The 17,985-nt window shown below is 61.7% G+C and carries 13 protein-coding genes; 5 read left to right on the top strand and 8 right to left on the bottom strand.

Features of this window, described 5'->3' with window-relative positions; genetic code table 11:
* Window positions 1-34: 34 nt before the first annotated feature.
* The 7 genes from HX807_RS00290 to HX807_RS00260 all read right to left on the bottom strand — a co-directional run bounded on the left by HX807_RS00290 (window position 35) and on the right by HX807_RS00260 (window position 11,069).
* Window positions 35-1,567, bottom strand: coding sequence for a DHA2 family efflux MFS transporter permease subunit (locus HX807_RS00290; RefSeq protein WP_003211786.1), 1,533 nt, complete (start codon window positions 1,565-1,567; stop codon window positions 35-37).
* Window positions 1,568-1,631: 64 nt separating this feature from the next.
* Window positions 1,632-2,849 (bottom strand): efflux RND transporter periplasmic adaptor subunit, encoded by a 1,218-nt coding sequence (locus HX807_RS00285; protein WP_003211788.1) that lies wholly within the window; start codon window positions 2,847-2,849, stop codon window positions 1,632-1,634.
* A gap of 15 nt (window positions 2,850-2,864) precedes the next feature.
* A complete protein-coding gene (locus HX807_RS00280; protein ID WP_008432421.1) occupies window positions 2,865-4,328 on the bottom strand; it encodes an efflux transporter outer membrane subunit in 1,464 nt (487 codons plus the stop codon).
* Entirely contained in the window at window positions 4,325-4,798 is a 474-nt protein-coding gene (locus tag HX807_RS00275; RefSeq protein WP_003211792.1) for a MarR family winged helix-turn-helix transcriptional regulator, read from the bottom strand. Before HX807_RS00275 ends, HX807_RS00280 begins: the two co-directional genes overlap by 4 nt.
* A gap of 145 nt (window positions 4,799-4,943) precedes the next feature.
* On the bottom strand, window positions 4,944-8,627 hold the full coding sequence (locus HX807_RS00270) for a translocation/assembly module TamB domain-containing protein (RefSeq protein ID WP_177049031.1): 3,684 nt from the start codon (window positions 8,625-8,627) through the stop codon (window positions 4,944-4,946).
* Entirely contained in the window at window positions 8,627-10,354 is a 1,728-nt protein-coding gene (locus HX807_RS00265; protein ID WP_177049030.1) for an autotransporter assembly complex family protein, read from the bottom strand. The genes HX807_RS00270 and HX807_RS00265 overlap by 1 nt, the downstream gene beginning before the upstream one ends.
* 64 nt (window positions 10,355-10,418) lie before the next feature.
* Window positions 10,419-11,069: an N-acetyltransferase gene (locus HX807_RS00260; RefSeq protein ID WP_003211798.1), complete on the bottom strand. Its 651-nt coding sequence runs from the start codon at window positions 11,067-11,069 to the stop codon at window positions 10,419-10,421.
* A gap of 203 nt (window positions 11,070-11,272) precedes the next feature.
* Here HX807_RS00260 and xthA point away from each other — a divergent pair, with 203 nt between their 5' ends.
* Window positions 11,273-12,085 carry an exodeoxyribonuclease III gene (gene xthA / locus HX807_RS00255; RefSeq protein ID WP_003211800.1) on the top strand — a complete coding sequence of 271 codons (813 nt, stop codon included), beginning with the start codon at window positions 11,273-11,275 and terminating at the stop codon, window positions 12,083-12,085.
* A 139-nt stretch (window positions 12,086-12,224) separates the two neighbouring features.
* Window positions 12,225-13,565, top strand: a complete 1,341-nt coding sequence (locus tag HX807_RS00250) for a substrate-binding domain-containing protein (RefSeq protein ID WP_003211801.1) — start codon at window positions 12,225-12,227, stop codon at window positions 13,563-13,565.
* A gap of 139 nt (window positions 13,566-13,704) precedes the next feature.
* On the opposite strand, the gene HX807_RS00245 is transcribed toward HX807_RS00250, so the two are convergent.
* Window positions 13,705-14,934 (bottom strand): acyl-CoA dehydrogenase, encoded by a 1,230-nt coding sequence (locus tag HX807_RS00245; protein ID WP_003211803.1) that lies wholly within the window; start codon window positions 14,932-14,934, stop codon window positions 13,705-13,707.
* 150 nt (window positions 14,935-15,084) lie between these two features.
* On the opposite strand from HX807_RS00245, the gene HX807_RS00240 reads away from it, so the two are divergent.
* The 3 genes from HX807_RS00240 (at window position 15,085) to HX807_RS00230 (ending at window position 17,392) form a co-directional block, all read left to right on the top strand.
* Window positions 15,085-16,014: a LysR family transcriptional regulator gene (locus HX807_RS00240; protein WP_003211805.1), complete on the top strand. Its 930-nt coding sequence runs from the start codon at window positions 15,085-15,087 to the stop codon at window positions 16,012-16,014.
* Between the two features lie 67 nt (window positions 16,015-16,081).
* A complete protein-coding gene (locus HX807_RS00235; RefSeq protein WP_102369517.1) occupies window positions 16,082-16,480 on the top strand; it encodes a MerR family DNA-binding transcriptional regulator in 399 nt (132 codons plus the stop codon).
* Window positions 16,481-16,492: 12 nt separating this feature from the next.
* The gene (locus tag HX807_RS00230) at window positions 16,493-17,392 is read left to right on the top strand and encodes a hydroxymethylglutaryl-CoA lyase (protein WP_177049029.1); all 900 of its coding nucleotides are present in this window, start codon (window positions 16,493-16,495) and stop codon (window positions 17,390-17,392) included.
* Window positions 17,393-17,985: the final 593 nt, after the last annotated feature.

Below are 17,985 nucleotides of genomic sequence, written 5' to 3'. Positions count from 1 at the left end.
CCAGCTCCCACATTGACCGAGTTCGGTCTTTCGATCAGTGGCCAGAAGCCTCCGGCCCCGCCTTCGCTGCAAACGGCGGTTTCGCCAGCCATACAATCACGATCAACGCCATGAACATCCACCCCAGCAACGTGAAGTAATCCACGGTGGACATCATGTACGCCTGGCTCGTCAGTATCTGGTCCAACTGCGCATACGCCTTGTGCCCTGCCCCGCCGAGCGCCTGCAAGGCGTCCCGGGTGGCCGAGTCGTAGGTGGTCATGTTTTCGCTCATGTAGGCATGGTGCTGGTCCGCCCGGCGAATCCAGATCCAGGTGGTCAACGAGGCCGCAAAGCTGCCGCCCAGGGTCCGCAGGAAGGTCGCCAGGCCAGCGCCGTCGGCGATTTGCGCCGGCGGCAGGTCGGACATCAGGATGCTCAAGGTCGGCATGAAGAACAGCGCTACGCCGATCCCCATGAACAACTGCACCAGGGCGATGTGCGTGAAGTCCACTTCATTGGTAAACCCGGCGCGCATGAAGCAACTCAAGCCAATCGCCAGGAACGCCAGCCCGGCCAGCAGGCGCAGGTCGAACTTGTGCGCATATTTGCCCACGAACGGCGACATCAACACCGGCAGAATCCCGATCGGCGCCACCGCCAGGCCCGCCCAGGTGGCGGTGTAGCCCATCTGGGTTTGCAGCCATTGCGGCAGGATCAGGTTGATCCCGAAGAAACCCGCGTACCCGAGTACCAACACAATCGTGCCGATGCGAAAGTTGCGATAGGCGAACAGCCGCAGGTTGACCACCGGGTGCTCGTCGGTCATTTCCCAGATCACGAACACCGCCAGGGCGACAGCCGAGATCACCGCGCCGATGATGATGAAGTTCGACTCGAACCAGTCCAGGTCGTTGCCCTTGTCGAGGATGATCTGCAAGGCGCCGACGCCGACGATCAGGCTGAGCAAGCCGACGTAGTCCATCGGTTGGTAGCTGGTGACCACCGGGCGTTTCTTCAGTTGCGAGCGCACCACCATCACGGCAAAGATGCCGATGGGTACGTTGATAAAGAAGATCCACGGCCAGCTGTAGCTGTCGGTAATCCAGCCGCCGAGGATCGGCCCGGCAATCGGCGCCACCACCGTGACCATCGCCAGCAACGCCAGGGCCATGCCACGCCTGGCGGGGGGATAGACCGCGATCAGCAGCGTCTGGGTCATCGGGTACAACGGGCCGGCAACCAGGCCTTGCAATACCCGAAAGCCGATCAGCTCGGGCATCGAGGTGGAAATACCGCAGAGAAACGAGGCCAGCACAAACAGGATGGTGGCCCACAGAAACAGCTTCACCTCGCCGAAGCGACGGCTCAGCCAGCCGGTGAGCGGCAGCGCGATGGCGTTGCTCACGGCAAACGAGGTGATGACCCAGGTGCCCTGCTCCGAACTCACGCCGAGGTTGCCGGAAATCGTCGGCAGCGCCACGTTGGCGATGGTGGTGTCGAGCACCTGCATGAAGGTCGCCAGGGACAGGCCGATGGTGGCCATCAGCAAGCTGGGCGGCGTGAAGGAGGCGTTAGCGTTACTCATCGCGAATCCTGTGCAACATGATTGGCGCTACGGCCGCCGGGGCCGCAGCTGATGGATTGGCGAATCAGCGCTGGGCAGCCTTGGGAGCGGCGACGCTGTTGTCATGGATCAATTGGGTGATCATCGCGTCGGCTTCGGCCAACTGGCGGTCGTAAACGTTGGTGGTGAACGACGCCTTCTGCGGCGCCTGCTGGGCCAGTACCGGGCCGCTCTGGTCGTGCAGGTCGACGTCGACCACGGTGGACAGGCCCACGCGCAGCGGGTGCTTGGCCAACTCATCGGCGTTCACATGGATACGCACTGGCACCCGTTGCACGATCTTGATCCAGTTACCGGTGGCGTTCTGCGCCGGCAGCAAGGCAAACGCGCTGCCCGTGCCCGCGCCGAGGCTGTCGACGGTGCCACTGAATTTCACGTCGCTGCCGTAGATGTCGGATTCGATATCCACCGGCTGGCCGATACGCATATTGCGCAGCTGGGTTTCCTTGAAGTTGGCGTCAATCCACAGTTGATCCAGCGGGATCACGGCCATCAGTGCAGTACCCGGCTGGACCCGCTGGCCCAGTTGCACGGTACGCTTGGCCACATAGCCGGTCACCGGTGCGATCAGGGTGCTGCGGGCGTTGGTCAGGTAAGCCTGGCGCAACTGTGCGGCGGCAGCCTGCACGTCCGGGTGGGACGAAATCACCGTGTCATCCACCAGGGCGCTGCTGGTCTTGAACTGTTGCTGCACGTTGGCCAGGGCGTTTTGCGCCGAGGTCAGGTCGTCACGGGCGTGGGACAGTTCTTCCTGGGAAATCGCCCCGCCGGCAGCGAGGTTCTTGCGTCGGTTGTAGTTGTCCTGGGCCTTTTGCACGTTGGCTTGTTGCGCCAGCACCTGGGCTTTCATGCCATCGACGTTGCTGTACAAACCACGCACCTGGCGCACGGTGCGGGCCAGGTTGGCCTGGGCACTTTGCAGGCCGACGGCCGCGTCGTTGGGGTCGAAGTTGATCAGCACCTGGCCTTCATGCACCAGGTCGCCGTCGTCAGCGCCGATGCTCACCACGGTGCCGGTCACCAGCGGGGTGATTTCCACCACGTTGCCGTTGACGTAGGCGTCGTCGGTGCTTTCGCTGAAGCGACCATACAATTCGTACCAACCCCACACGCCCAAGGCGCCGAGGATGACGATCAGCGCCAGCACAAACAGCATGACTTTGCGTTTGCGCGGATTGCTGGTGTTGGGTTGTTCAGCCTTGTTTGTTTCAGGAGCGTTGTTGCTGGTTTCGGCAGTGGCCATGACAAGTACCTTGAATTATTCAGTGCGCGTGGCTGGGGTGGTCGAGGCCACGTTATCGGCGTGGAAACCGCCGCCCAGGGCCTGCATCAGTTGAATCGAAAGATCGATTTGCTCGGCATTCAGGGTGGCCAACTGACGCTGGGCCTGGAGCAGTTGCTGTTCGATGCTGAGCACGTCCAGGTAATTGCCGATACCTGAGCTGTAACGCTGGACGCCGGTGTCGTAGGACTGCTGGGCAATGTCAGCGGCGTGTTGCTGGGCCTGGATCTGGCGGCCGGTCTCGCGCAATTGCGAGAGTGTGTTGCCGATATCGCCCAAGGCTTGCACCAGGGTTTTGTTGTACTGGGCCACGGCCAGGTCGTAGTCGGCGTCGCGAGCGTCGAGGTCGGCGCGCAGGCGGCCGCCGTCGAAGATCGGCAGCGAGACGGTCGGCGCAATGCTGAAGAAGCGGCTGGCCGAACCAAACATCGCATCCCCCAGCAACGACTCGGCCCCGGCGCTCGCGCTCAGGTTGAGGTTGGGGTAGAAACGGGTCTTGCTGGCCGCGATGTTCTTGCTCGCCGCCTCCACCCGCCAGCGTGCGGCGATCAGGTCCGGGCGACGGCCCACCAGCTCGGCAGGCAACACCGAAGGCACCGCAACCGCGCTCGGCTTGAGCACGTTGGGGCGTACCAGTTCGCTGCCACGGTCCGGGCCTTTGCCGAGCAACACCGCGAGGGCGATCTTCGCGCTCTGCAGTTGTTTTTCCGCATCGATCAGTTGCGACTGGGAGCTGGCTTCCAGGCTTTCGGTTTGCTGGTACTGGTACTGGCTGTCGATCCCGGAGTTCAGGCGACGCTGGCCCAGGTCGAGCATCTGCCGGGTGCGCTTGAGGTCATCATTGGCCAGGTCACGCACGATATGGGCCTGGCCCAGGTCGCTGTAGGCCTTGGCGACGTTGGCCGCCAGGGTCAGGCGCGCGGCCTGTTGGTCGACTTCGGCCGCGCGGGCCTGGCCCAGTGCGGCTTCCCAGGCGGCGCGCTGGCCACCCCACAGGTCGAAATTGTAATTGAAGCTGGCACCGATGTTACGCACGGTGGCGTAGGCATCGCCCTGGCCCAACGGGTCCTGGTCCTTGGCCAGGCGCGAACGGCTGACACCGGCGCTGGCATCCAGGGTTGGCATGCGCTCGGCGTCGGCAGCATAGGCAGCGGCTTCGGCCTGGTGGGCGCGGGCGCTGGCCACTTGCATGTCGGGGCTGTTCTGCAGGGCTTCCTGGATCAGGCCGTCGAGCTGTGGATCGCCAAGGCCTTTCCACCAGTCGGCGGTGGGCCAGGCAGCGGTGGACAGGGTCACGCCGCTGAGGGATTTGCCGGTTTGCAGGTTATTGGCTTCGAGGCGTTTGCCTTCTGTGTCCAAGCCGCTGAAATTGGCACAACCGGCCATAGTCATGGCCACCAGCACAAGGCTGAGGCCGGCACGCAAGGAGCGATTGTTCATGCACTACCTACCCGCTGGATGGTGATGGGGTCACCCGCAGCTATCAGAATTTTCTTCAGGATTTTTTCCAGGGTTTGCAATTCACCCGGCTCCAGGGCGCCCGCCAACTGGTTCAGGGCCTGGGCACCGATGTGCGGCAGCATGTCGGCCACGCGCTGGCCTTCGGCGGTCAGCACCAACTGCACCTGGCGCCGGTCCTGCTCGGAACGCTTGCGCGCCAGCAGGTCCTTTTGTTCCAGGCGGTCGAGCATGCGGGTCATGGAGCCGCTGTCCAACGACAGGTTGCGGCACAGCTCGGCGGGGGTGTCGACGCCGTACTGGGCCATGATGATCAACACCTTGAACTGCGCGGCCGTGATGCCGTGGGGTTCCATGTGGGTGTCGATGATCTTGTCTTTGAGCAGCGCAGCCCGGCCCAGCAGCAGGCCGAGGTGGCAGTTGTGGAAGTTTTCGGGGGTGAAGTGCTTCATCGAGATCAACCTATTAACTGCCTAAGCAGTGAATGTATGTCACGATGTTACTGCCTAGGCAGCGAATGTCAAACGAATAGTTAGGTTGCTTGCTAATTAGCGGATAAATGGTGGGAGCCGGGCTCCCACCATTACCGTGGACGGATCAGAAATCCCGCTTGTAGAAAATATCCAGGGAGCTGGCCACGCCGCTGGCCACTTCCAGGTACACCTTCTTGCTCAGCAAATAGCGCAAGGCGATGGTGTTGGCCGGCTCGAACACCCCAACGCCATAACGCAGGCTGAGCTTCTCGGAGATCTTGCCGCTGGCCACCACGGCGGTGTTGTTGCCGCTGCCCTGGGTGTCCAGTTCAAAGTCCTGGATGCCCAGGTTCTTGGCGATGTCCGACGTGACCCCGGCACTGCCCATCAACCCAAGACCCAGCGCCGCTTCGGCCAGCATGTTGTTGTCCTCACCGTTGGTGGTGCGCGAACGCCCCAACACCAGGTACGACAAGGCATCCTCCTGGGCCATGGCCGGCTCCGAGAAAATTTGCGTAGTCGGCTGCTCGGCACTGCCGCTCAGACGAATACCGGCGGTGACGGTCCGGGACGGCTCGGTGGTGATCCGCACCGCTTCGATATCCAGGAACGGCTGGTCAATCGGCCCGGCAAACAACAATCGCGCGCGGCGCACAGTCAGGCGTTGGCCGTAGGCACGGTAGCGGCCGTCGTTGAGCCACAGTTCACCACGGGTGTCCATGTTGTCGCCGATGTGCACATGGCCTTGCAGGTTGGCGGTAAGGCCAAACCCGGCGAAGCTCAGCTTGTCCTTGCCTACCTCCACATCGATGTCCATCGCCATGGCCATCGGCGGCTTGCCCTCTTCGGTCTGGCTGCCGACGATCACCGTGTCATCCGAGACCTTGACCGTCGATGGGGGCAATTCCCGCACGGTGATCTCGCCCTTGGGAATCTGCACCTTGCCGGAGATCGCCAGCTTGTCGTTCTTCATGCTGATCTTCAGGTCGGGCGCCACCTCCAGGGCCGCGTACGGTTCCACGGTGACCGGCAGTTGCGTGCCTTGCAGCGCGATATCCACCGCCAGGGCCTGGCCCCAGTCGATCTGCCCCTTGATAGTGCCCTGCCCGGCCTTGCCGCTGCGCCAGCCGCCATTGAGCTGCACGCTTTCGCCGGCAATCAACGCCTGGATATTCAGGCCTTCAATGCTGGTGGGCAGTTCCGGGCCGGAGATTTCCCCCCCCACCAGGTTGATGCTGCCGTTGACCTGAGGCGCCAGCAGGCTGCCGCCGATTCGCCCGTTACCGTTGAGCTTGCCGTTGAGCTTCTCGACCATGGGTACAAAGGGGCGGGCCACCGCGAGGTCGAGGCCGGTCAGGGTGAAGTTGCCGGTGATCGGCTTGTTCTTCGCCAGCGGATTGAGCTGCGCCTGCAACAGCAACTCGCCGAGCTTGCCGCCACGGAAATTGAGCTGGGTGTCGATGCGCGTGGGGTTGAGGGTGGTTTCCAGCTTCAGCGTGTCGTAGGGGAAATCCAGCCACTGGTCCTTGTCCTTGACCCGCAGGGTACCGCCGCTGGCGTCCACCGAGACCACGCCTTTGGGGCCGCTGGCCGGCAGGTCGAGCTGCACGTCGGCATTGAGCTTGCCCTGCCAGGCGAAATCCTTGGGCAACCACTGCGCCAGGCTATCGATCGGGAACTGCTTGAGGTGGTAACGCAGCTTCGGCTCGGGCATCAGGCGCTGGTCTTCGCCGCACAGGCTCGCCGGGCCGGAGACCCAGCAGTGCGCCGCAAAGGTCAGCTTGCCATCGGCCAGGCGCTCGATCTTCGCCGGCGCTTGCAGCTTCCAGTCCTGGCCACCGGCTTGCACATCGCCGCTGGCCAGGCGCCCGCGCCAGTTGCCTTTGTCGAGGTTGCCGTCCAGGGCCAGGGCCAGCTTGAGCAACGGGCCGGCCAGGTCGAGCTGGACTTTCTGGCTTTTGATATCGCCCTGGGCGCTGGCAGTGAAGGTGCCGAGCTGGGTTTCACCGGCCTGGATGCCACTGCCTTTCAGGTCGACTTTGGCGCGCTGGGCATTATCCAGGTTCGCGTCCAGGGTCAGGTTTTGCAGGCGGTTATCTTCAAACGCCAGTTGCTGGCCAACCAGGTTGAGCTTGCCTTGCGGCGCTTTCAGGGTGCCGGCGACGTCGAGGCGACCATTCATCTGCCCGCGCAGTTGCGGCCAGAGCTGGGCGAGGCGCGTCAGCTTGATGTCGATCTGCCCGGCAAGGCGCTGTTGCAGGCTGCCGCTGCCATAGATGCGGTTGTCGCCGAGGCGAATGTCGAGGGTGCCGAGGGTCCATTGCTCGCCAGCGCCTTCGGCCTTGGCCTGGAGCACGGCAGGTTGGCCACGCAGACGGCCCTTGAGGTCGAGGTCGGCATTGAGCTTGAGTTGCTCGTTCTTCATTTCACCCTTGCTGCGCAACGGGCCCGCGAGGGTGCCGGGCAACTCCGCGACCCAATACGCCGGGTTGATCGCCGACAAGTCCAGCGCCGTGTCCCAGGCGATGCCATCGGCAAATTGCAGGTTCAGGTGGCCTTCGGCCTTGCCCTGACCAGCCGCGAGTTTCAACTCGGGGAGGAACACTTGCTTGAGGTCGCCACTGAACGGGCTGGCAAGGCTGAACTTGCCCGCAGGGCCGTCGAGGTCGGCCTTGAAGTTGCCCAGATAGTTGCCGTCCTTGTAGGAAACTTCACCATTGAAGGTACGCAAGGCCACCTGGGGTTCGTCGATCACCGGGTACAGGCGATGCCACGGGAAATCCAGCCAGTCGATTTTCGCGTCGGCGCTGAAGCCTTGCTGCCAGTCCAGATTGGCACTGAGCTTGAGGCTTTGCTTGTCACCGGCATTCAAATCCAGCCCGGCGATCTGCGCGCCCTTGGCGTCGACCTTGCCTTGCAGCAGCAGGTCCACCGGGCCTTTTTCCGCGGGCAGTACGGCTTTGCCCAGCAACTGGTAACCGTTGCTCAGGTCGCCCTTGGCGGTCAGGTCCAGCTGATTGAGTTGCAGGGTATCGGGCAAATCGGCGCTGGGTTTGAAGCCGTCGGCGGTGATGTGCAACTGCGCCGGCAGGTTTTCCACCAGCGGTTGCAATTCGCCGCTGAGCTTGGCCGGCAGGTAGCCGCTGCTGTCGGCGTCGAGCTTGAGGGTCTTGAGCAAATCGCCATCGACCTTGAGCGCCAGCGTCCAGGGCGCACCGCCCGGCGCGTAAGGCAGGCTCAGGTTGCCGCTGGCGGCCAGCGGCCAATTGCCGGTGGGTTGCAGCAGGCCGGACAGGTCAAGGACCAAACCGTCCCGTTGCAGGTGCACCGAATCGATCTGCATCCCGGCGGCAGTCCAGTGCGCCGCCAGCTGCAGGCCCTGGAGCTCTTCGCTGCCATTGAACAGCAGGCTGCCAACGCGGATGTCACCCAACTGAAGGGCGACCGGCAGTTTCAGGTCCGGCAGGGTAATCGGGCCGCTGCTTTCTTCGGTGCCGGGTGGAAATTGCAGGCTCACCTGCTCCACATCCAGTTGGTTGATGCACAAGGTCATGCGCATCAAACAGGCCGGCGACCAGTCGAACTTTGGCGACTGAAGCTCCACGCGGCTGCTGTCCTGCTGCCATAACAGATGGTCGGCACTCCACTGCCCGCCCAGGCGACCCTGGAAATTCTCCACGGTCAAACCCGGCACCTGGCCCAGCACCCACCGGCTGCCGGCTTGGGTACCCAGCACCGTCCACAGTGCCAGCACTATCACCGCGAGGACCGCCAGAATGGCCAGCCCCGCTATTTTCAAACCACGCATCACAGCTCAGGCCCCATGGAAAAGTGCAAACGAATGCCGCCCGGGTCTTCGAGGGCATGGGCCAGGTCGAGGCGGATCGGGCCAACCGGCGACACCCAGCGCACACCCACACCCACGCCGGTTTTCAGGCTTGGCATTTCCAGGGTGTTGAACGAGTTGCCTTGGTCGATAAAGGTCGCGATCCGCCATTTTTCGGCGATGGAATATTGGTACTCGGCGCTCAGGGCCACCATGTAGCGGCCGCCGATGCGGTCGCCACGATCGTTTTCCGGGGACAGGGTCTGGTACTCGTAACCCCGTACGCTCTGGTCGCCACCGGCAAAAAAGCGCAACGACGGCGGCACGGATTTGTAGCCGTTGGTGGCACTGCCGCCAAACTGCGCCCGGGCCAGGAAACGGTGGTTGTCCCACAGGGTGGTCAAGCCCTTGATGGTCGCCGTGCCGTAAAGCAGGTTGGTGTCGGAACCCAGGCCTTCCTTGGCGACCTTGGCGTCGAACAGCAGGCGATAGCCATTGTGCGGGTCGATGCGGTTGTCGCTGCGCAGGTAGGAATAACTGATGCCCGGCATCAGCAGCGTACTCAGGCCCGAGTCGTTGCCCAGGCGATACTCTTCGCGCTGCCATTTGAGCGAGATCACCCGCGTCCAGCCGCTGGGCAACTTGCTGTGCCACTCGGGGCCGAGGGTGAGCAGTTTACTCAGGGTGTCGGTGTTGGCGATTTCTTCATTCTGGTAACCGCCGGCAAAGCGCAGTTTGTCGGTCAGTGGCGGGTCCATGGGAATGTCGTACCACAACCCGACGTTCTGCCGAGGCGCGGAAAGCTCGGCTTCCCAGCCATAACTGTGGCCCTGGGGGTTGACCCAGTGGCGCGTCCAGTTGGCCTTGCCCCGCGGGCCGACGTCGGTCGAGTAACCGAGGCCCAGGCCCATGGTGCGCGGCTTGCGGGTTTCAAGTTGCACGGCCACCGGGATCACGTCATTGGTCGAGGCCGCCGGAGCGGCGTCCACGCGCACGCCTTCGAAAAAGCCGCTGGATTGCAGGTTCTGGTTGAGTTCGGCGATCAGTTCGGAGTCGTAAGGCGCGCCGCTCTTGAACGGCACCATGCGTTGCAGCAGGTCTTCATCAAACGGCGTATCGCCGGCAAAGCTGACCTTGCCCAAGGTGTAGCGTGGGCCACTGTCATAAATCAGTTCGATATCGGCCACACCCGCCTTGGGGTCGACCGAGAGTTTCTGGCTGGTGAAGCGCCCGCTGAAAAAGCCGTAGCGTGACGCCTGGTTCTGGATGACGCGCTTGGCGTCTTCGTAGTTGCCGTGGTTGAGCACGGCGCCGGATTTGAGTTGGTCGCTGGCGGGCACGCGAAAGGCCTTGAGGTCGGCGGCCTGGCCGTCGACCCGAATGGTCACATTGCGCAAATGCACCGGTTCGCCGGGGTCGATGGTGAGGATCAGGCGCGGGTTCTTGCCGCCCTTCACATCGCTGGCAATCTGCGGTTGGTAGTAGCCCAGCGCCTGGGCGGCCTTGCGGGCCTGCTCCTCGGCGCCACGGCTGAACCGCAGCAGGGCTTCTTCGTCACGATCGCCGACCCCGCCGATATAGCCTTCGATGTTGGCTTTCAACGAGTCGTTTGAAGGCTTGATACGCACATCCAATTCGCTTTGCGCCAAGGCGCCGCAGCTCGTGAACAGCAGAATCAAGCCGCTGGTAAATCTTCCTGGAAACTTCATAGGCCGGGATGCTACACGAGCTTGGGAGCGAGTTAGAACCCGGATTTGTCTGAATAATTCTGTCTTAAACCGTTGCAGCCTGTAACACCTGCGGATTTGCGTGAAAGAACACGTGTTCCAGTACCGGTCCTACAGCGACCTCGCCGATCTCTTCATAGCCCTGGCGCTTATAGAATTCCAGATAGCGAGAATTCCCCGTGTCCAGCACCACGCCCGAGGAATGCGGGTCTTCGGCGCACCAGTTGTGCACCGCTTCCAGCAGTTGCTCACCGTAGTGCTTGCCCTGGAATTGCGGGTGAATCCCCAGCAACGGCAGCACATGCACCGAATCCGAGGGCAGGCACGCCAGCACTGCCTGATGGTATTCCAGGTAACGCCGGGTACCGCGCACACCGGTACTCAGCCACATGCGCAACTGCCAGGCCCAGCTTTCGGTGATGCCCAGGCGGCGGGTCGGTGGCGCGATCAGGGCGATGCCGATCAGCCGGTCGTTGACCAACAGGCCAATCGCCGGGAGTTTCTGGAAGAAGTGCTGCTTGACCAGCTCACGCACCGTGGCGCGCACCCGCTGTTCGTAGCCGGGACGTTCGGCTTCGAAGATGTAGGCGAACGTCGGCTCATGGCGATAGGCCTGGTACAACAGCGAACGGGCTTCGCGGGAGTAGCCGCTGTCGAGCATGTGGATCTGGGCGATGGCAGTCGAGGTGTCAGGCATAACAGTGAATCTCCCCTGGGCGCTGACTCAAAAGGTCGCGCTCTTGTTATTACGAACGTCTGCGGCACTGTTTCGTTCAGTGTAGCCACCGGACGCCGTTTCGTAGCCCAACGCAGCCTTGTGCCTCGGCAGCTGCTACAAGGCTGGCTCCCGTCCTGCATTGTCGGCTAGCATCGCCCTTTTGCCAGACTGGACCGCCGACCATGAAAATCGTGTCTTTCAATATCAACGGGCTGCGCGCCCGCCCTCATCAGCTGGCGGCACTGATTGAGAAACACCAGCCGGACGTGATCGGCCTGCAGGAAACCAAGGTCCACGACGACCAGTTCCCGCTGGATGAGATCAAGGCCCTCGGCTATCACGTGTATTACCACGGGCAGAAAGGCCACTATGGTGTTGCCCTGCTCTCACGCCAGGAACCGCTGGCGCTGCACAAAGGCTTTGCCAGTGACGAAGAAGACGCCCAGCGCCGGTTTATCTGGGGCACCTTCGCCGACGCCAACGGCAACCCGATTACCATCATGAACGGCTATTTCCCACAGGGCGAAAGCCGCGACCACCCCACCAAGTTCCCGGCCAAACAGCGCTTCTACGAGGACCTGCAAACCCTCCTGGAGTCGCAGTTCAGCAATGACCAGGCCGTGGTGGTGATGGGGGATGTGAATATTTCCCCGGAAGACTGCGACATCGGCATCGGTGCCGACAACGCCAAGCGCTGGCTGAAGACCGGCAAGTGCAGCTTCCTGCCGGAAGAACGCGAGTGGATGGCCCGCCTGAAGAACTGGGGCCTGGTGGACAGCTTCCGCCACCTCAACCCGGATGTGGCAGACCGCTTCAGCTGGTTCGATTACCGCAGCCGTGGTTTTGAAGACGAGCCAAAGCGCGGGCTGCGAATCGACGTGATCCTGGCTTCCCAGGGCTTGTTGCCCCGGGTAAAGGATGCCGGTGTGGACTACGACCTGCGCGGCATGGAAAAACCCTCCGATCATGCACCGATCTGGCTGGAATTGAGCTGATTTCTTAACAGCAGCGCCGTTAAATGTGTGAGCGGGCTTGCTCGCTCCCACACTTTTTGACGGCGTGATGCCGGTCATATTGCTGAAACCTCTCTGACTTAATCTCGCGGCACTCCCTTTGGCTTGAGAAGGTGCCGGCATGATGCTGCGCGTTCTATCCCTGCTGGCCCTGCTCAGCGCATTTCCCCTCGCCGCTTTTTCCACCCCACTGCCCTTCCCCGAACATGGCCCGGCCTTGCGCATCCAGGGTTCCAACACCATCGGCGCGGCGCTTGGCCCGGCGCTCGTCAAGGGGCTGATGGAGCAACAGGGGTTGCAAGCGGTGCACAGCGAGCCATCTGACCAGGCCAACGAACAGCACATCGTCGGCAAGACTCGCCAGGGCCAGAAGGTGACGGTGGAAGTGGCGGCCCATGGTTCCAGCACCGGGTTCGCAGCCCTGAAAAACGCCAGCGCCGACCTCGCGGCGTCTTCCCGGCCGATCAAGGACAGCGAACTGGTGGACCTCGAAGCCCTCGGCGACCTGAAAAGCCCCGACGCCGAACAGGTCATCGCCATTGACGGGCTGGCGATCATCCTCAACCCACGCAACCCGTTGGGGACGTTGAATACCGCGCAACTGGCGCAAATCTTCAGCGGCGAAGTCTCGACCTGGGAACAACTGGGCGGCATCGGTGGCCAGATTCACCTGTACGCGCGGGATGATCAATCCGGCACCTATGACACCTTCAAGGAACTGGTGCTCAGCCGGCGCGGCAAGTCGTTGGATGGCAGCGCCAAGCGCTTCGAATCCAGCGAGCAGTTGTCGGATGCTGTCAGCCATGACCCCCAGGGCATCGGTTTTATCGGATTGCCCTATGTGCGCCAGGCCAAGGCGGTGGCCATCGTCGATGGCGACTCGCAGCCGATGCTGCCGCTGAACAGTTTGATCGCCACCGAGGACTACCCACTGTCACGCCGGTTGTTCTTCTACCTGCCACCTGTTGCACAAAACCCCTGGGCCAAGGCCCTGGTGGACTTTGCACAAAGCAGCAAGGGCCAGGCGATCGTCGCCGCCAACGGTTTTATCGCACAGCAGGTGCAGGCCATGGCGGTGGAACCACGGGCGCCGATGCCCGGGGATTACCAGGCGATTGCCCGACAAGCGCAGCGCCTGACGGTGAATTTCCGGTTTGAGGAAGGCAGTGCCAGCCTCGACAACAAGGCGCGCCAGGACCTGATGCGGGTAGTGGCTTATATAAAGAGCCACGGCAAGCTGGACAAGCAGGTGACGCTGGTGGGGTTTGGGGATGCCAAGAGTGATGCGCAGCGGGCGGCGCTATTGTCGAAGTTGCGGGCGATGGCGGTGCGCCGGGAATTGGTTAAAAGCGGCGTGGTGCTGAGGGACATTCAGGGGTTCGGTGCCGAGATGCCGGTGGCGGCAAATACGGCAGATGAGGGACGGATCAAGAATCGGCGGGTGGAGGTTTGGGTGTATTGAGGACGCGGAGCGTCCGGGGCAGCATTCCCACGCAGAGCGTGGGAACGATCAACTGGCCTCATCGCGGCAAGCCCGGCTCCCACAGTTGACTGCATTCCCCTGTGGGAGCTGGCTTGCCTGCGATGAAGACACCTCGGTTTTACTGCCCGCTGCGCATCATTTCCCGCGGCACATACTTGCCGATCTCAAACTTGCCGATTGCTGCGCGGTGCACTTCGTCCGGGCCATCGGCCAGGCGCAGGGTGCGCTGCATGGCGTACATGTAGGCCAGCGGGAAGTCATTGGATACGCCGGCGCCACCGTGGATCTGGATGGCGCGATCGATCACCCTCAACGCCACGTTCGGCGCCACCACCTTGATCTGGGCGATTTCGCTTTTCGCGACCTTGTTGCCCACGGTGTCCATCATGTAGGCAGCTTTCAGGGTCAGCAGGCGCGCCATGTCGATTTCCATCCGCGAGTCGGCGATCTTGTCGATATTGCCACCCAGGCGGGCCAGCGGCTTGCCGAAGGCAGTACGGCTGACGGAACGCTTGCACATCAGTTCCAGCGCGCGCTCGGCCATGCCGATGGAACGCATGCAGTGGTGAATACGGCCCGGACCAAGGCGCCCCTGGGCAATTTCAAAGCCCCGGCCTTCGCCCAGCAGGACGTTTTCGTACGGCACGCGGACGTTTTCAAACAGCACTTCGGCGTGGCCATGGGGTGCGTCGTCGTAGCCGAACACCGGCAGCGGGCGCACGATCTTCACACCGGGCGCATCCACCGGTACCAGGATCATCGAGTGCTGCTGGTGACGCGGCGCATCCGGGTTGCTCAGGCCCATGAAGATCAGGATCTTGCAGCGCGGGTCACAGGCGCCGGAGGTCCACCATTTTTTACCGTTGATCACCCACTCGTCGCCGTCGCGTTCTGCACGGGCGGCCATGTTGGTGGCGTCGGAGGAAGCCACGTCCGGCTCGGTCATGGCAAATGCCGAGCGGATTTCGCCGCGCAGCAGCGGTTCGAGCCAGCGTTGTTTTTGCTCTTCGTTGGCGTAGCGTACCAGCACTTCCATGTTGCCGGTATCCGGTGCCGAGCAGTTGAACGGCTCCGGCCCCAGCAAGGAGCGGCCCATGATTTCGGCCAGGGGTGCGTATTCCAGGTTGGTGAGGCCGGCGCCCAATTCGGATTCAGGCAGGAACAGGTTCCACAGGCCTTCGGCTTTAGCCTTGAGCTTCAACTCTTCCATGATGGCGGTGGGCTGCCAGCGGTCACCTTCGGCAACCTGGCGTTCGAACACAGGCTCGGCCGGATAAACGTAGGCGTCCATGAACGCGGTGACGCGTTCACGCAGTTCCTGAACCTTGGGCGAATAGGCGAAATCCATGGGCAGCACCTTCTCAATGGAGGTTGTTGAGGTCATGAAACGATGCTAGAACAGCGTTGATAATTTACCTAGCCTATTCTCGGCGTGTATTAACATTCATCACCGATATATGATCGGCGTATGGACACCTAACAATAAGAGCGCAGCGAAATGAATCTGAGCAAGGTCGACCTCAACCTCTTCATCGTCTTTGACGCGATCTACACCGAAGCCAACCTGACCCGCGCCGGGCAGATTGTCGGGATTACTCAACCTGCGGTGTCGAACGCTCTGGCCCGCCTGCGGGAGACCTTCAACGACCCGCTGTTCGTGCGCACAGCCCAAGGCATGGTGCCCACACCCATGGCCCAGAACATCATTGGCCCGGTGCGTAACGCGCTGTCGCTGCTGCGGGTGTCGGTACAGGAAAGCCGGATCTTCAACCCGCAACAGGCGGCCAAGACCTACCGCATCAGCATGACCGACCTCACCGAAGCGGTGATTCTGCCGCCGCTGTTCCAGCGCCTGCGCCGCCTGGCACCAACGGTGGTAATCGAGAGCTTCCTGTCCAAGCGCCGGGAAACCACCAAGGAACTGGCGGCCGGTCGCCTGGACTTTGCCGTGGATGCGCCGCTCAACACCGACCCGCAAGTGCGCCACGTCAAGCTCATGGAAGACCGCTACGTGTGCGCCATGCGCAAGGGCCATCCGATGGCGGGCAAGGACAAACTGACGCTGGATGACTACCTGTCGCTGACCCACATTCATATCTCCAGCCGGCGCAACGGCCTGGGCCATGTCGACCTGGCGCTGGGCAAGATGGGCCTGCAACGCAAGATCGCCCTGCGCTCCCAGCACTACCTGATGGCCTCGCAGGTGCTGCAGCAAACCGACATGGTAATGACCGTGCCGGAGCGCTTCGCACGGCGCCATGAACTGCACTGGTTCAACCTGCCGGTGAATGATGTGCCGATGGTGGAAACCCATCTGTACTGGCATGAAAGCACCGACCAGGATCCGGCCAACCGCTGGATGCGCGAGCAGATGATCGAGTTGTGCCAGCAGGTGACGGCCCATGAGAAGAAGCTGGACAAACTGTAGGAGCGAGCTTGACGTTAACGTCAACCAGCCATTAGCTTAACGCTCAAGACACTCCTTGAGCGCCCTCATGAGCACGACCTACAGCATCTCCGACCTCGCCCGCGAGCTCGACATCACCACCCGCGCCATTCGTTTCTATGAAGAACAAGGCCTGCTGTCCCCGGAACGCCGGGGCCAGGAGCGCATTTATTCGCCCCGCGACAAGGTCAGCCTGAAGCTGATCCTGCGAGGCAAGCGCATCGGTTTTTCCCTGGCCGAGTGCCGGGAACTGATCGAACTCTACGACCCTACCAGCGGCAACCAGAAACAGCTGCACAGCATGCTGGCGAAAATCGCCGAGCGCCGCGAGCAGCTGGAACAACAGTTGCTCGACATCGAACAGATGAAGCTCGAACTGGACACCGCCGAAGAGCGTTGCATCCAGGCGCTGGAACAGACCATTCAGGGCCAGGTTGGCCATTCATAAAAGGTAGCTGCCATGTCCCTCCCCTCTCATGTGCGCCTGGTGGAAGTGGGCCCCCGCGACGGCCTGCAGAATGAAGCGCAACCCATCAGCGTCGCCGACAAGGTGCAATTGGTGGACGCCCTGAGTGCCGCCGGCCTGGGTTACATCGAAGTCGGCAGTTTTGTGTCGCCCAAATGGGTACCGCAGATGGCCGGGTCGGCCGAGGTGTTTGCACAGATCCAGCGCAAGCCGGGCGTGACCTATGGCGCGCTGGCGCCAAACCTGCGGGGTTTTGAAGATGCACTGGCGGCGGGCGTAAAAGAAGTGGCCGTATTTGCGGCGGCTTCCGAGGCGTTTTCCCAGCGCAATATCAACTGCTCCATCAGCGAAAGCCTGGAACGCTTCGTGCCGATCATGGAAGCGGCCAGGCAGCACGGTGTGAGTGTGCGGGGTTATGTGTCGTGTGTGTTGGGTTGCCCTTATGAAGGTCAGGTCGCGCCGGAACAGGTCGCGGCAGTCGCTCGCGAGCTGTTCGCCATGGGCTGCTATGAGGTGTCCCTGGGCGACACGATTGGCACCGGCACTGCAGGCGCAACACGCCGGATGTTCGAGGTGGTCGGCGCGCAGGTGCCACGGGACAAGCTGGCCGGGCACTTCCATGACACCTATGGCCAGGCCATCGCCAATATCTACGCCAGCCTTGAGGAAGGTATCCAGGTGTTCGACAGCTCTATTGCGGGCCTCGGCGGGTGCCCCTATGCCAAAGGGGCCAGCGGTAACGTTGCCACTGAAGATGTGTTGTACCTGCTCAATGGCTTGGGCATCGAGATGGGTATCGACATGGACAAGCTGATTCTGGCGGGTCAGCAGATTTGTACGGTACTCGGCCGCCCCACCGGTTCGCGCGTGGCGAAGGCTCGCAGTGCCGGTTGAGTAGTGCGCTTGTGACGATGTGTTACCTCGCGGCTACACATCGGGTAACACGGGAACATATTTTGTCGCATTTCCTGAAGGAAATTTCTCGCCAAAAAATCAAGACATTGATTTTAAAGGACTTTATAAAGTTGGCACGGCTTCTGCTATCTCTACTGCATAACAAGAATAAAAAGCACCAAACCTAATAAAAATAAGACGTAACGACTCTGACATAACAAAAACAACACGGCAGAGACGCAGCTAACAGATTTTTTTGGAGAAGATGTGCTTCGCAGGGTACGGCTTGCCGAAACCCGCAACCGGATAGAGAAGAACAAAAAACTACCTCAAGGTAGCTACCCACTGGTTGGATCGCGTGCGAAGAAGCAGATCAGCGCTCAAAAAAATACGTTTGCTCTTGACCCCGGATGGGGGTCGCCAAAAACAGCGGTAAAGGGCCACGGTTGCCAAAAACAACAATAGACCGCCCCTCAATAATAAAAAAAGAGCACGCAACGACAAATTAAAGGGGACCTTCGGGTCCCCTTTGTGCTTTCTCGGGGAAGGTGATTTGCGTGTATATCCGTTTTTTGGGTGATGGCTGAGATTGG

It is taken from the genome of Pseudomonas sp. D8002 (assembly GCF_013385695.1).
Classification (GTDB): domain Bacteria; phylum Pseudomonadota; class Gammaproteobacteria; order Pseudomonadales; family Pseudomonadaceae; genus Aquipseudomonas.
This window is presented reverse-complemented; position numbering and strand designations above follow the sequence as displayed.